Source organism: Gilliamella sp. B2838, from assembly GCF_026536185.1.
In the GTDB taxonomy this organism is placed as follows: Bacteria; Pseudomonadota; Gammaproteobacteria; order Enterobacterales; family Orbaceae; genus Gilliamella.
Genome location: NZ_JAFNOO010000007.1, coordinates 1 through 14,268, shown reverse-complemented (window position 1 = coordinate 14,268; position 14,268 = coordinate 1). Strand labels below are relative to the sequence as shown.

Sequence of the window (14,268 nt, the reverse complement as noted above, 5' to 3'; positions counted from 1 at the left end):
AAGGTTAACATCTTCGTCGATTTTAATCGACGAAGATGTTATTTCTAATTTTCTATTAGTTAATTAACTAGTAATAAATCCTTGTCAATATCTATCATTTTAAAAAGTGTTCTACTCTTATTTTTGGATAACTGATATTTAATCAGTGATAATTAACTTTTTTCTTTGTTTTTTAACAAAGTTAATGCTAAATCATAGCTTGATAGATATGATAATTTTCAATATCAAAGCAGACAATATTAACTTTTGTGATTATTGAATATTGCATTAAACACTGATTTATTGTTGATAATGCTATTTGTGCTGCTTTTGGTTTAGGAAAACGATAAATACCAGTACTAATATTAGGAAAAGATATACAGGTAATTGGATACTGAGATGCCAACTTAAAACTATTTAGATAAGCTTGTTTTAATAATTCTTCTTCATTATTTTTACCTCCATTCCAGCATGGACCAACGGTATGTATAACATATTTAGCTGGAAGGTTACCAGCCGTTGTGATAACGGCCTCACCAACTTTACAACCGCCTTGTTTTTCTCTGATTTTTATACATTCTTCAAGGATGGTTTTACCGCCAGCTCGGTGTATTGCTCCATCTACGCCACCCCCACCTAGCAATGAGGTATTAGCAGCATTAACAATAGCATCTGTCGAAATTTTAGTAATGTCAGCTTGCAGTAATTCAATTTTATTCTTCACGGTATGAACGCCAATTCTGATTTTTCACATAGGTAGATTCTTAAATTTTAGAGTTTGAGATTTACACTTATCTGTCAACAAGTAATATCTATCAATCGCTATAACTTCTAAAACATGAATGAAATTTGATATTGCTATTTGAACTTTATGGTATTTTATATAGAAAATTTTGCCTTGCTATTCTAAAGCAGCAAGGCACCTTATGTTAATAAGGGATTAATTGATTATTTGTCAGCTATTTTGTTTAAAGCCAATGGCAAAAATTCATTTAATTGACTTTCTACTTTGATATAAGCCTCTAAAGGTTTTTGATAGGGATCTGAAAGATCTTCATTTTTACCTGTAGAAAACTCAGATAATGTAAAAACCTTACCTTTTGCTTGCGGATATTGTTCTAAAATTTTTGCTTTGTGTTTTTGTGTCATAGTCAGCAAATATTCTGATTTATCAATATCCGCTTTTGTTAATTGTGTTGCTTTATGTGATGAGATATCAATACCATGTTGTTTTAATACCGTCACTGTCCCTTGTTCTGGTGCGGTTTCTTTAGGATCAACATTCACACCTCTTGATTGCACGATAATATTTAGATTATGTTTTTTTACATAATCATTTGCCAAGGCTTCAGCCATTGGACTACGTCCCGTATTACCAGTACAAACAAATGTAACAATATGATCTAATGCAAAGCAAGAACTACTAAAAAATACAAATAAACAAACTAAAAATTTTTTTAACATAGACATTCTATTTCCTTTATCCTTTATCAATGGCTTATTACAATTTTAAGCAAATTTTATACTAAATAACATTAAATACAATGTTTATCATAGTGTTATAACTCATTAGCTTTCGATTTATCAAATAACAATATGATAAAAAAACAAGAAGCCGATTATGTTTACCTGTTGTCGTTTTGTTTAACTAAATACAAAATATTATTTATGGCGGTTTTAGCTTGATGGCTGTTTTTCCAGCAAGTTGAGCCTGTTAATAATGCGCCTTTGCTTAGAATTTCATTTAAAGTGGCGTGGCGTAATTTATCAAAAGAATCAAGTTCCATTTGTTCAAGTCTGTCAATAATTTTGCCACCCACAAATTTTAGCTGTAACAATTGTTGTCGCTCTGTTTCTGAAAAAGCCATATCATTCTTATTTGGATTACATTAATATTAATTTATATTTAAACTTGTTCACTTAACTTTTTCCACTTTCTGATTTTGGTTCGAAATGATTTAAACGGTGCCACAGAATTAATATGAATAAAGCGCGCTACGGTCCAAGATTCAGGGAAAGGTTTAGTCCAATTACGTCTATCTTTAATAAATAACGTATCATCATCCAAAGATTCAATCCAATTATTCCAGATAACAAGTTTCTGGTTAAATAATGTAATTAGTTCTTGTAATGAATAATCCTGATAAATCTTATAAAAGTGTTGATATAATTTGCCTAACTGATTCCATTTGTAGCCTTCTGCTGGTAATGTTGGGGTTTGTCCTGCAAGTTCATCATCATCCCAAGACTTAACAAGATCCAACCATCCTAACTGATAAGCAATCATTTGCGCAGGAGTACGATCGACACCATGAATTAACTGATCTTTTTGCGATTCTGTTAATGTATTAAATTCTTCAATAAACAATTTAGCGGTTTTGTTTATTTCATTCAATAACTGTTGTTTACTGGTATAAGCCATAGACAAACTATCCTTTTTTTGCTTTATTTTTAAATTGCTTTAATTCTTCATCAATAAAATAACGAACCAAATTAGCATATAAGGCTTTAATAATATCACCATTTAGTCCTAACTCATTGGCCCAAAGCTTTCGTTGCTCAAGCATAGTGTCAAAACGGGCTTTGGCTTCTACAGCACTAGCACTTTTTTTAAATTCACTAGCAGCTTTAACATATTCAAAGCGAGCTGCAAATAGCTTAATAACAGTGTGATCAATCTGATCTATCTCTGAACGAATATCGTCCATATTACAGCATTTTTGGGGTGTTAACTTAGGATTATATTGCATGATATTTAGCCTGTTAAAATTTATTAATGACTATCCTAGCATTATGCTGTTTTATATGAAACTATTAATCATAATTTTTAATTTTGAATTATATTTAACTGCAACCCGCCAAAATTACTCGATTTTATCTATTTTTTATATTGTTAGCGGGATATTTGAATTATATCTTTGTAGCTTTTTGGGGGGATTATTTTTACTATAACTCGTTTTAACTTGTAAATATCTATTCCACTGTCAAACAATCAGTAATTTTATCGCTGGGCTTGATTGTTTTTATTTGAGTATTTGTTAAAACGGTAGTTATACGAGATTTGTATAACTAAACATATAACTAAAAAATGTGGTTGTAAATGTGTCTTACTGATACTTACATAATAGTAAAATAGGCTTAAAGCCTTAATTATACTGGCTTGGATGTGGTTTAAAGGATTTTAAAGAATGTTACTGATTATTGAATTGGTGCCGTGGGCGGGAATGTTTCATGCTAAATTAATTATTGAAAACAATTAATTAAATGTTTTTTTATGTTTGTTTTTCCCACATTTGGAATTGTTTTGATTTTTTACAATAGTATCTCTACATTTTTATATTACTCAAAGCTAAATAGTAAATTACATTTAATTATTAATTAGGTAATTATAGTTAACTTCAATAATAAACAATATTTGATTCATTTATCAATTGTCTCTTTAATCACACTAAATTATTAAAATGTATTGGATAATTTAATTAATAAAATTTAATACCATATTTACTTTCAAAAAATTGATCTAATTTGTTCTGATTTTCTTCTTTTGATATGTAATTAAGATCTTCATCTGTGAAATCATAAACGCCAAAATTATTAATATAATTGCCATTAAGAGAATAATAAGCATTACTAGTAGTTTTGATGTAAAACCAGAATAATCGAGACTTAATAACTTTTTTTATAAACATCAGTTCACGCTTTGTATGTCCAATAATTGCTATTCCATTATAAAATAACAATTCTTTATCTGTGGAAATAATACCACTAGGTATTTTATTAGACATTTTAGGCAAAAAAGTTTATTTCCAAAAACATTCAAAGCTTAGGTTCGACCAAAAGCATACCAATTTTGATAGTTACCAACACCTTTATCTCGTTGTGACAAAATTTCTTTCTTGCTAACTAAATATTTGTAAGCTTCAGGATATTGTTTTTTAAATATATCTTCTTCAATTAACTTTGTAGTTTCATTTCTAATTATTGGCTTCTACTTTGTATTCACTACTATCGTGATTGAAAAGTTCTTTAAATGTGATTGGATGTGTTACATATTGTTTTAAACAAGGAACCACTCTTTTTTCATATATATCTTTGATATCAGCTTCAGCAAGATTTTCGGCATCTAAGTGAATCATTGCATCCCATTTCAAATTAACAAGCTCATCATTACCTTGTTGCTTGCATGAAGTTAGTAATAGAATTGCAGTGATTACAATGCCTAAAAAACTTTTCCCATCTCAGTTAATCCTGATGGTATCAAAAAACAATCAACATTTAATTAATATACCACATTAAACACACTTTGTTTCTTTACTTTCAAAGATAACTTCATATTTACATTTCCTGATATTACCTTCATACTTAAATGATATGGTTAGTTAATTTCTGTAATTAAGGTGCCAATAATGAAAAAAGCAGTATTGCTCCTCATAATTTTATTTAGTCCATTTTACACCCTAGCAGATTCATGCGATGAGATCATGCAGAAGCCGAGTTTAACCTTTAACGATGTTAAATTGTTATATAATTCAGAAAAACTTGAGCATAATATTTATGTAAATTTATATTTTAAGAATGTGCTTAATGGAATCTCGGCGTATGACTCGGTATTAGTTCTCGAAAACAAAAAACGAGCTGCCTGTATGTCGAATTATGACTATTTAATGACGTTAAGTTTACTATCAAAAAATATTGAAATGGTTGATAGCATGTTAAAAGCAACACATGGTGAACATGTGGCAGAATACCTACCATTTCCTTTGTTGTATATGAGGACATTACAATATCACTATCCTTGTGATGATTAAATAAAATTAAATATTCCAACTTATTTAAGTAATTATATATTAATTAAGTAATGAATAGATTAAAAACCTTCCCTATTTAAACCCCCATCATTACTACCATTATCACAAGCTTGATTAAATAGCACTTTTGACTTCATATAATCCTTATTAATACCTAAACCATAATAATACATAACTCCTAATAGGGTCTGAGCTCGTGTATATCCTTGCTTCGCTGCAAATTGAAAATATTCAATTACAGTTTCAAAATCTCCTGCCATTACTTGGTAAGAGAGCATAATCGTAAAAAATAACATTGCTAGCTTCATTATATTTATAATAATTTTCCACTATATGCTTAATAAATCATAAAAACATTTTTTTTTGATTTTGATTATTTAGATATCTATTTATATATCTAAATTTAAAAAAACACCAATAATGACGGTTATTAGTTTATATTTAGTGGCTCAATTTCAGTAACTAATTGGGTTCTTCTGCTTTAGGTAGCCAATCACAACTTAAGTCTGTTTCTTGGTGTAACATTTGCTGCTTTGATGCATCACATAAGGTATTGATACACCAAATTGAGGTAAAGATAATGGGTTACTTAGTCCATATTTCACTCGAACGCAATATAGATATGATAAAGTTTTTCTCTTTTATTTTTTAATTATTATTTTTCTAAATTATATTCACTTAAGAATTCATCATAAGAATCTGGAAATAGTTTTGTGTCAGGGTGAAGTAAAGCCTTTGAAAGATTTTCACAATTTTTAGACCGATATATTTTTGTTCATCTGAACATTTCTCTAAATATTTACAGATTAATTGACGATCATTCATGAATTCTTCAACTGAATATATTTTTTCACCACACCCAACAATAGAAATACTTATTACTAAAAATAAACTTAATTGTTTCATATATTATATCGTTTTAATTTTTCAACTACCGCCAATCTCGCAAATTCAGACCAATTCTTATTGGCAGGATGACTTCTATCATGTCCAACAAGATTGTTTATTTCAGTAATTATTGATGGCTCAGCCGACACAATTAACCTTGTCTTTGGTACACTATGAAAATAATGATTTGCATTTTCATTTTCGACTTTATTCATGTTATTCCTAATGTGCCCATAAATCATCAAATTATATTATACTATTCTCTTTTTTTATGAGGTCAGAAAATCATCAAAGTTAAACTAATCCCAATATTAAGCTAGCCAAAAGAAGCACTAAAGCTCGTTTTTCAAAAAACCAAAAGGATATGAAGAAGTTGAAGATTAAATTTTATCCTAACTTTTAAATAAAAATAAAAGCTCCTGAAAGCTGAAACCTGATAAAAAAGATAAATAAAGCATGTTAGGTTAAATGGTGCTAAGTTAAATAAAAGTACGAAAATGGAAATTATCAGATTAGGTTTAAGCAAGAACAATTTAACCTTTTGTACCATATAGCTTAAATGCCATTTTGTGGGTAAAAATTGAAACCAGTTGTCTGTTACCTACAATTGCATTTGATGTAAGGTAATTTCAGTTGAAATCGGTTGAGTAGGAATTTATTGAAAGTGTTGGTATATAAGGATTTGATTGACTTCGGTAGAGTATGGGCGGGACTTGAAAAGCACTGTTTAAATCCTTTTTCATAAAGCATTGTGTTTGTTTCTTCTGTTTGTTGTACCCCCATTTGTACCCCCAAAAGAAAAAGTGCCCCCAAAAATTAGGTATTTTAATCTTGCCAAATTGAAAGGTTAAAAAAATTGGTTTTAGAATTTTGACGGTGTAAAAATTTATCTAGGTGAGTGGTATCCGTTAATTATGTTTTAGATTTTTTATACCTCCCCCCCCATAAAAATAAAATTTTATAAAAAAGTGCGCACGGTGTTCACTACTTGCTTGAAGCCTTATTCTAAAAGGGTTTGAGCGGTGAACACTTAATTATTTACTATTCACAAGTGTACACTTTAGGTATTCACTCAATAAAAAACCGCTAAATAATAGCGGCTCATAATTATAATAACGATATTAGTTATCTAATAAGTTATCCAACAAGTTAGATGGTGAAATATATGTTCTAACTCTACTGTTTCCAATAAGCAATAATAGTCCTTTATTTTCCAGCACTTTTAAATCCGATCTTGCTGTATTTTCAGATACACTGTATTCAATACTTATTGATTTTGCAATAAATTGCCTACCCGGTTCTTTAGCTGCTTTTTTAAGAATATCAATTTGTCTAAAATTTAACTCTGATGCTTTTTTAGAATTTTGAATTCTAGTTAAGAAGTCCGATAATTCTTGTTGCTTTCTTCGTAGATAAATATTTAATTCGTCAATCGACCGTATGATAATATCGATTTGGTGGTATAGAAAATAAGTAGTATCTAATCCATCATCTTCTACATATAAATAAGCTTTTGCATATTTTATTGGTGCTTTTTTAATTAATTTACTTATTGATGTATATTCAAATAACCAATAGCCAGACTTCATCATAAACCAATAAAATAAAGCTCTTGCAGTTCTTCCGTTTCCATCTCCGAAAGGATGAATAAAGCCAATAAAAAAATGTAACAATATTGCTTTGATTACAGGATGTATAAAAAATTCTCCTGCTTCACAATCATGAGGAGTATTAACAAAATTACATAAATCGTTCATCAAATCATTAAGTTTGTCTGCTTTAGGTGGAGTGTAAACAACTTCCTGTAGATGGTTTCTAACATAAATATCATCTGTTTGTCTAAACTCACCACAGACAGCATTATTTTCTATCGCTCCCTCTGTTGCTATTTCATGAAAACTCAGAATTAAATCAATAGATAAACTTTCATTTTTCATTTCCAATGCTTTTTTCATCAATGAATAATTATTCACGATCATAATTTCAGCTTTATTTTTTGGCTTTCTATCTAATTCAAGCATTTCTTTTGCTATTCTTCTTGTTGTTGAGGCTCCTTCAAGTTGAGCCGATGAAATAGCTTCTTCCATAATTAAAGAATGAACTAAATATTTATTATTAACCCCATCCATCGACTCAGGATTATTCATCCCTATATAACCACTGGATTTTTTATCTATTGTGTGGAGATCTCTTTGTAAAGAATCAGGAACACAAAAACTAAACTGATATCCTCCTATGCTAATTTTTTTATTTGATTGGAGTCTAGACATTTTAGTCGCAGCCCATGCTAAATCAATATTAATATTTTCATCATTTTTTTTATATTTAAAGTCATTCCAGTGGAGATACCGACCTTTTGCATCAGTTTCCTTAAATTTACCCATAACATTAATTAAATCAGAAGGATTAATGACCTTCATAATTTCATCGAATGATTTAGCGTGTGATATTCTCATGTTTAACTCAATTTTTTAAAATTGAGTTAAATGATATTATTTAATGACCATAAAGTAAATATTATATTTAATAAAAAATTTAGTTTTACTGATAAATAAATACTATTACAGGTTATCTTATAAAATCTTCGGCTTTGGGTAGCCAATCCTGACTAGTATAGGTATTAATCTCTACGTTTGTCCTCATTCCTTTATTTGATCTTTTACGGATATAATTTTTACCGTTTTCTTTCATTGGATAATTAAGTGATGTACCAAATTGTGTGAGCGATAAAGGGTTGTTTAAGCCTGTATTGCGTATATATTCAATATAAGCATGATACAAATACCTTCTTGGGTTAAAGGGGGTGATCCCCAAACCTCCCATAAACATCCCATTAGGATAATCCAGAGTATCAAGGTAACTACAAAAATCGACTAGGTGATCAGATTCGCGTTTAATCGCCGTCGCTTCGTCTGATTGTTGTTGCTGGTGTAGTTTTTCTTTGGCTTCTGTTGGATTGATAAACTCATTTAATAGCAACCTCACAATTGAGGGTAGCTCTTGCTCTATTTTGCTAACCAAGTTTAAATCTCGCTCTGTTTCAGGTATAACCTCGCCAAAGTGAAATATTACCCTGCGCCTTGATATACCGCCATTGCGCTCATTAAATCGCATGGCTTCGTTGTTGATTACTAACACTACCGCAGGAATCTTACAGGAATAGGGCTGTTTGTGTTTAGGGTCGATTGCGACCTCATCACCGCCCGTAATTGCTTTTAAACCTGCACCACTGCCCATATAACGCGGTTGGTCTGGTAAAATGATAAGTGAATAGCCAACCACTAAAGCCCTGTCTCTTGCCTTTTCCAGCGATTCCATTGTACCTATAACAGTATTGTTTTTACCTGATAACATAGTTGCGATTTCAGCAAATACACTTTTACCGCTACCGCCTGCGCCCGTAACTTCTAAGAATAATTGCCAGTCATAACGATTAGCTAATATCATATAAAGTCCAGCTAGTATGTTCTTAGCCTTATCTTGATTGCCTGATGCTCTCTTTAACCACTTAGTGAAGTTTGGCGCGTGAGTTTCGAAGGATTCATTTTCTTTGGCAGGGTAGTAATCAATATCGTTACTAACTAGTAGCCAATCTTGCTTATTGTGAGGTCTAAAGTTTTGGCTTTTTAGCTCATATACGCCATTTTTAAAGCAGATTAAATCTTTCTGAGGTGTTCCCATTATAGGCAGTGATAACCTGAGCGATTCAACCGCTGAGCTAATTCGCATAGGGTTAAATGGCTCACCTGATTGAGTGAATAAATCGGCTAGCGTTCGCATTAACAGTTTATCGCTTATAGGTTGCCATGCGTTATCTTGATAGTGATAGATTTCATCGGTAGTAAGATTAATCGCAAGGTTATTATCATAATATTGATTAAGCAGTTCAGCTCGTTGGCTTGATGCCATTTGCGATAGGTTCATGCTTGATAACTCGTTTTGCATGTTATGTTTTGTTATGGTGGATAACTCTGGTTTTATGAGGTTTTTATCAAATAAACCTGAAGTTTTCTGAAGTCCAAACTGTTGCCTATAATCATCCCAATCACATTTATAATCTGTATCGGGGATTGTGTAATAACCATTTACCGCAGTAGCCGCTTCTATCGCTTTTTCTTTACCCGTGTTTTTATGACTCCCTATATCATTATCACCAGCAATGATAATATTTGCGGTAGAATTAACCTCACGAATAGCTTTGGCTACATGAATAAGGTTGCCTGCATCAATGGCAGATATCACTGGTGACCGATGGCGGAATACCGCTATTGATATGCCTGTGGCTAATCCCTCACAAATAATAATCTCGTTAGCTGTGAGCAACTCTTTTTTTACCTCGTCAGGCTTGCCCAAATTTGGGTTGACCCATATAAAAGCACCTTTTTTATTCGAGCCTTTCATTAAGTGCTTGCTTCCGTCTGGCTCGATAAATTGACCGCCTGCGTATTCATTATGAAGATTCAGCATGGGCACAAAAATGCGCCCGTTATCTAACAAAGGCAAATCAAAGGTTAACCCTTTCTTGGTCAGGTATTGAGATTGCCCTAATGTTGCTTTAGATAGCAAATACTCGACCTTTTTACATACGGGATTATCTGGTATGTTATCATTATGTAATTGTTCAGAATCTATTTTCCTAAATACGAGATTTTCCCGTATTTGGTTATTCTGATTAGACAGATTTAAACATTCCGCTACTTTATTTGATGCTTCTTTAGCGTCACATTGACAATAGTTTTTGATAAGCTCTAAGCCGTCACCACTACCACACTGGTTACAGATGTAAGTACCTCTACCATTTTGGTTATCAAATCTAAATCTATCTTTACCACCACAGACAGGACAAGGGCAATGTTTGCCATTACCCACCTCAATGCCTAATGAACTAAAGATTAATCGCCATTTACCCACCGCTTCGGCTGTAATTTCATTTATTTTCATTACCGCCACCTTAGTGAATTGTCCCATTAGATTCAGCTTTGATATCTTCGGCTAAATCAATAAACAATGATGAAAGTAATTCTTGCCCGAATGGAGTTAATGAAATAGGTTTATCGTCGCTTTCTGTGTACATGTCTTTCAACATTCCATAAGTGCGATTTAATCCCTCCTTTTCTCCGAAATCCTCAATCAAGCATTGCTTAAGATTGATATCTAAACCTAAGACAATTAAATCTTTGTTAATATCAATCTTGACACCCTCATGAACAAATACTTGACTATCATTTTTGTTAATCTGCTCAATTAAAAACAAACTTGCCACTATCGCCATAGTTGAATCAACGATGATATGGTGGATTGCGGTTATTTTATTGTTATTATTCATTATCGTTAACTTCCTTATGATTAAGTTTATCGTCAAGTAAATTAATTTGATTGGAAGCAAAGCAAACAACGTTTTTTAATTGTGCTAACAGGTAACCAATGTCACGTGTATCGTCTTTAAATTGTTGTTCCTCATATTCTTCACATTCAGAAGCCCAAAATAACAAATTACCAATAGCACCGATTCCCCATAGAATTGATTGTCTAAGTTCCTCTAAGTGTGCTTTTGCGTGTAATAAGTTTTGTGGTTGGATATCAGCCTGATATAAATTCAAGACAGATAAAAGGTTAGGTAGGTCATATTGCCCATTTTTAGGGCATAGGGTATCATTACTATTAGCCATAGCATTACTCCGTTTAATGTTTGTGGTTAGATAGCTCATTGAGGTGCGAACTCTTTGGGCTATTGTTTTTATTAAAATGTTAAAATTTAATGTGTCCGTACAATATATTTTATTTTGTCCGTACATGTCAACACTATTTTTATTCTTTACTTTAGTGTATATTGTCCGTACTAATAACTTATGAATATCCAATATGGCAAATGAAACCAGTAAGTCAAAACGTAAAGATATCCGCTTTCCACACGAACTAATAGAAAAAATAGACGAGCAATCCAAAAAGGAGAATACCAACTTTTCTGCTTGGGTTATTGCTGCTTGTCGCGAAAAATTAAACAAACCAAACAAGAAATAATGCATTAGCTTAATACCACCAAAAAGTGGTATTTGTTTTTTTATTTTTCTTTTTATGGACATGCAAAACCATTTTTTAAAATTCAACCCCATGCAATGAGTTTTCCGACGCATACGCGCGCGCGTAGTGATAGTAGAAAAATCTTTCCTAACGTGTCGAAAAATTACATCGTAGCGATTCACAGGGAGATTATTTAAGGGTTGGGTATACATCTGTATTGCTAGGTTGTTATATAAGCTTGTAGTCATGATTTAGCCCTCTAACGTGTCCTTAAATTATTAATCGTTTTATTAGTGGCGATTAAGTCAAATTTGGATTGCGTCAATTCAATATCATTATTTTTAATACTTAAATCTGTCATTTTTCATCTCTCTTAACGTGTCAGAAAATTCCCCCTTTTAGCTAAATTTAGGCAAGGGGAAACCGTAACGAATTTTTTCGCTTTGCTTTAAAATCAATTAGTTAATTTGGTGTTTTAGCTAGACACTTATCGCGAGATTGGCTATCATTGGAAGCGTCATTATTCCAGTGTTAGCCCTTTATCATTTCGCGATATAAAGGGTTTTGCTTTATCACCATTAAGCCACCTCTCGACGTTCTACTCTACGAGATTCAAGCCAAGAGTAAATTTCATCAGCGCGATACCCAACGCGACGCAAGCCGATTCTGATTTTTTGGGGAAAGGTTTTATCTTTCTTTTCTAGCGTATAAAGACTAGTGTCAGATTTGAAGTGAAGTAAATTTTTAACTTCTCTTCTGGATAGGATTGCATTTGTCATTTGTTACCTCGTTATAAAAGTTATTAAAACAAGGTAACTGTAGCATTATGGTATAATTAAAATAGGTGGGTTAATTTTTTAATAGTAGTAACTTATTTAATTAAAGTATTCCTATCCATTTATATAGAAAATACAGTAAATAGGCTTACCCCTTTCTTCGTCCTACTTTTCTTAATTCGAAAGGACGCAATACTATATCAACCGCTTCTGCTAAGTTTTTAGATACTCCTTTACCAATTAAATAATCAATTACTTCTTTTTTTGTTGGAGCTGTTTGTTTATTTTCGGTATCATAAGTAGACCAAAATTGCTCAATTATCTCTTGTGTTAACTCCAATCCTTCGGAAGAGTGCTGTGTGTTATTTGGTAATTTTTTTATATTATTATCTTCTATACTGATTTCTTGAATAATAGGGGGAGGGGTTTTTTTAGCTCGATATGGAAGAACTAAGATAACATTTTCATTAGTGACCCATTGATTTAAGGAACTTCTTGTTATTATGGTGTGCCGATAAGACATTGTTTCTGTTCTATCATTTGGATCTATCTTTGTGGCGCTCATCTCATTTAGAAATTCATTATATACATATTTAGCACATATAATTGGCGTTAAAATTCCCCTTCTGATAGAGGTTTCTAACGATAGAGCATAACCATGAGCTAATTTCCATCTAGAATGATTTATTTGTTTTACTGAATCTAATCCCTCTTTAAAATCGAAGGGATCTAATCCTGCCAATAATAAAGACGCTTGCTCTATAGTAAATTCTTGTACAGCTTTCCAATGCATAACATTAGGATAATCATCACAGTAAATATGTTCCATATACCACCTTTCACGATCTAAAAAAATTTGCGCCAGTTCGTTAGGTTTGCTAATGTTCTGGCATCAGCTTAGGCGAAAATAATACTTTAATATACAGTAATATACATTATAGCACTGTATTTATATACAGTTAAGTGTTTATGATAAAATTGGCAGACTAAAATAATATTTTGAGGATAGGTAAATGAGAGATTTAATAAAAGATAATAATAAATATTTGAGCCGTCGCGCTACATCAAAATATCAGGCTCGTACGGTAGCAAGATAGTTGTAAACTCTTTGACGGGCTTTTTAAATTCAACCCCATGAAAGGAATTTATAAGTTATCTTTATTATGAAGATAACTGTTTTAATTTAACAGAACTGCAAAATTGAGCGCTCTTTTTATGGACTCAAGAAACTATATACTTCAAAAAAGCGCGGTTAGGAATTTAGTTTGAGTGAAGCTTTACGGTACAAAGGTCTCAATAAAAATCAAAGTGGTTTATACATATGGTAATTTATCAGTACCTGGTTTTTTCTGGATATTTTGTTAACCCGCTTTATTTTAAAACCCCATTTTTTGAAAATGGGCATGGCTACTTTTGAAGCATCTACACTTAATTGTGAAAGCTTTTTCTGGTGAGCCAAGTCAAGTATATGGTCATAGAGTTTTCTAGCTATGCCACGTTTTTGAAAGTCAGGATGCACGTAAAAACAGTCTATGTAACCATCGTCTTTGAGTTCAATAAACCCAGCAAGGCGTGAGCCAAAGATAGCCATATAAGGCTGAGTACTGATGAATCCCCTAATGATTTTTATCAAAATCATTAAGTTAAGGTAGATACACATCTTGTCATATGATCAAATGGTTTCGCCAAAAATCAATAATCAGACAACAAAATGTGCGAACTCGATATTTTACACGACTCTCTTTACCAATTCTGCCCCGAATTACACTTAAAACGACTCAACAGCTTAACGTTGG

20 protein-coding genes are annotated in these 14,268 nt (G+C 31.8%); 3 read left to right on the top strand and 17 right to left on the bottom strand.

Annotated elements, in window-relative coordinates; translation table 11 throughout:
• Positions 1-187 precede the first annotated feature (187 nt).
• The 7 genes from J3U63_RS08530 to J3U63_RS08500 form a co-directional block, all read right to left on the bottom strand.
• Positions 188-703 carry an O-acetyl-ADP-ribose deacetylase gene (locus J3U63_RS08530; RefSeq protein WP_065633924.1) on the bottom strand — a complete coding sequence of 172 codons (516 nt, stop codon included), beginning with the start codon at positions 701-703 and terminating at the stop codon, positions 188-190.
• Positions 704-927: 224 nt separating this feature from the next.
• Positions 928-1,449: a low molecular weight protein arginine phosphatase gene (locus tag J3U63_RS08525; RefSeq protein ID WP_267333587.1), complete on the bottom strand. Its 522-nt coding sequence runs from the start codon at positions 1,447-1,449 to the stop codon at positions 928-930.
• A 155-nt stretch (positions 1,450-1,604) separates the two neighbouring features.
• Positions 1,605-1,847: a hypothetical protein gene (locus tag J3U63_RS08520; RefSeq protein WP_267347561.1), complete on the bottom strand. Its 243-nt coding sequence runs from the start codon at positions 1,845-1,847 to the stop codon at positions 1,605-1,607.
• 38 nt (positions 1,848-1,885) lie between these two features.
• Positions 1,886-2,401 carry a ClbS/DfsB family four-helix bundle protein gene (locus tag J3U63_RS08515; RefSeq protein WP_267343967.1) on the bottom strand — a complete coding sequence of 172 codons (516 nt, stop codon included), beginning with the start codon at positions 2,399-2,401 and terminating at the stop codon, positions 1,886-1,888.
• Positions 2,402-2,408: 7 nt separating this feature from the next.
• The gene (locus J3U63_RS08510) at positions 2,409-2,729 is read right to left on the bottom strand and encodes a chorismate mutase (protein ID WP_267333584.1); all 321 of its coding nucleotides are present in this window, start codon (positions 2,727-2,729) and stop codon (positions 2,409-2,411) included.
• Positions 2,730-3,458: 729 nt separating this feature from the next.
• The gene (locus J3U63_RS08505; protein ID WP_267371273.1) at positions 3,459-3,773 is read right to left on the bottom strand and encodes a hypothetical protein; all 315 of its coding nucleotides are present in this window, start codon (positions 3,771-3,773) and stop codon (positions 3,459-3,461) included.
• Positions 3,774-3,953: 180 nt separating this feature from the next.
• Positions 3,954-4,130: a hypothetical protein gene (locus J3U63_RS08500; protein WP_267371272.1), complete on the bottom strand. Its 177-nt coding sequence runs from the start codon at positions 4,128-4,130 to the stop codon at positions 3,954-3,956.
• Between the two features lie 255 nt (positions 4,131-4,385).
• On the opposite strand from J3U63_RS08500, the gene J3U63_RS08495 reads away from it, so the two are divergent.
• Complete coding sequence (locus J3U63_RS08495; RefSeq protein ID WP_267371269.1) at positions 4,386-4,787, top strand: hypothetical protein; 402 nt, start codon at positions 4,386-4,388, stop codon at positions 4,785-4,787.
• Between the two features lie 59 nt (positions 4,788-4,846).
• On the opposite strand, the gene J3U63_RS08490 is transcribed toward J3U63_RS08495, so the two are convergent.
• The 7 genes from J3U63_RS08490 to J3U63_RS08465 all read right to left on the bottom strand — a co-directional run bounded on the left by J3U63_RS08490 (position 4,847) and on the right by J3U63_RS08465 (position 11,344).
• Positions 4,847-5,083, bottom strand: a complete 237-nt coding sequence (locus J3U63_RS08490) for a tetratricopeptide repeat protein (protein ID WP_267371266.1) — start codon at positions 5,081-5,083, stop codon at positions 4,847-4,849.
• Between the two features lie 382 nt (positions 5,084-5,465).
• Positions 5,466-5,693 carry an EexN family lipoprotein gene (locus J3U63_RS13420; RefSeq protein ID WP_416381305.1) on the bottom strand — a complete coding sequence of 76 codons (228 nt, stop codon included), beginning with the start codon at positions 5,691-5,693 and terminating at the stop codon, positions 5,466-5,468.
• A complete protein-coding gene (locus J3U63_RS08485) occupies positions 5,690-5,890 on the bottom strand; it encodes a hypothetical protein (RefSeq protein ID WP_267371263.1) in 201 nt (66 codons plus the stop codon). Before J3U63_RS08485 ends, J3U63_RS13420 begins: the two co-directional genes overlap by 4 nt.
• A 906-nt stretch (positions 5,891-6,796) precedes the next feature.
• Entirely contained in the window at positions 6,797-8,131 is a 1,335-nt protein-coding gene (locus J3U63_RS08480) for a Fic family protein (protein ID WP_267371260.1), read from the bottom strand.
• A 112-nt stretch (positions 8,132-8,243) separates the two neighbouring features.
• A complete protein-coding gene (locus tag J3U63_RS08475) occupies positions 8,244-10,616 on the bottom strand; it encodes a primase-helicase zinc-binding domain-containing protein (RefSeq protein WP_267371257.1) in 2,373 nt (790 codons plus the stop codon).
• 10 nt (positions 10,617-10,626) lie between these two features.
• Positions 10,627-11,001 (bottom strand): hypothetical protein, encoded by a 375-nt coding sequence (locus J3U63_RS08470; protein ID WP_267332319.1) that lies wholly within the window; start codon positions 10,999-11,001, stop codon positions 10,627-10,629.
• The gene (locus J3U63_RS08465) at positions 10,994-11,344 is read right to left on the bottom strand and encodes a hypothetical protein (protein WP_081296696.1); all 351 of its coding nucleotides are present in this window, start codon (positions 11,342-11,344) and stop codon (positions 10,994-10,996) included. Before J3U63_RS08465 ends, J3U63_RS08470 begins: the two co-directional genes overlap by 8 nt.
• 193 nt (positions 11,345-11,537) lie before the next feature.
• On the opposite strand from J3U63_RS08465, the gene J3U63_RS08460 reads away from it, so the two are divergent.
• Complete coding sequence (locus J3U63_RS08460; RefSeq protein WP_108720850.1) at positions 11,538-11,696, top strand: YlcI/YnfO family protein; 159 nt, start codon at positions 11,538-11,540, stop codon at positions 11,694-11,696.
• 578 nt (positions 11,697-12,274) lie between these two features.
• On the opposite strand, the gene J3U63_RS08455 is transcribed toward J3U63_RS08460, so the two are convergent.
• The 3 genes from J3U63_RS08455 to J3U63_RS13415 all read right to left on the bottom strand — a co-directional run bounded on the left by J3U63_RS08455 (position 12,275) and on the right by J3U63_RS13415 (position 14,063).
• Entirely contained in the window at positions 12,275-12,475 is a 201-nt protein-coding gene (locus J3U63_RS08455) for a helix-turn-helix transcriptional regulator (protein WP_198200899.1), read from the bottom strand.
• 145 nt (positions 12,476-12,620) lie between these two features.
• Entirely contained in the window at positions 12,621-13,301 is a 681-nt protein-coding gene (locus J3U63_RS08450; RefSeq protein WP_267332320.1) for a hypothetical protein, read from the bottom strand.
• A 474-nt stretch (positions 13,302-13,775) separates the two neighbouring features.
• Complete coding sequence (locus J3U63_RS13415) at positions 13,776-14,063, bottom strand: GNAT family N-acetyltransferase (RefSeq protein ID WP_416379910.1); 288 nt, start codon at positions 14,061-14,063, stop codon at positions 13,776-13,778.
• A 120-nt stretch (positions 14,064-14,183) separates the two neighbouring features.
• Between J3U63_RS13415 and J3U63_RS08445 the strand changes: the two genes are divergently transcribed.
• Positions 14,184-14,268 (top strand): transposase (locus J3U63_RS08445; RefSeq protein ID WP_072075904.1); only part of this gene is annotated, 85 nt, incomplete at its 3' end.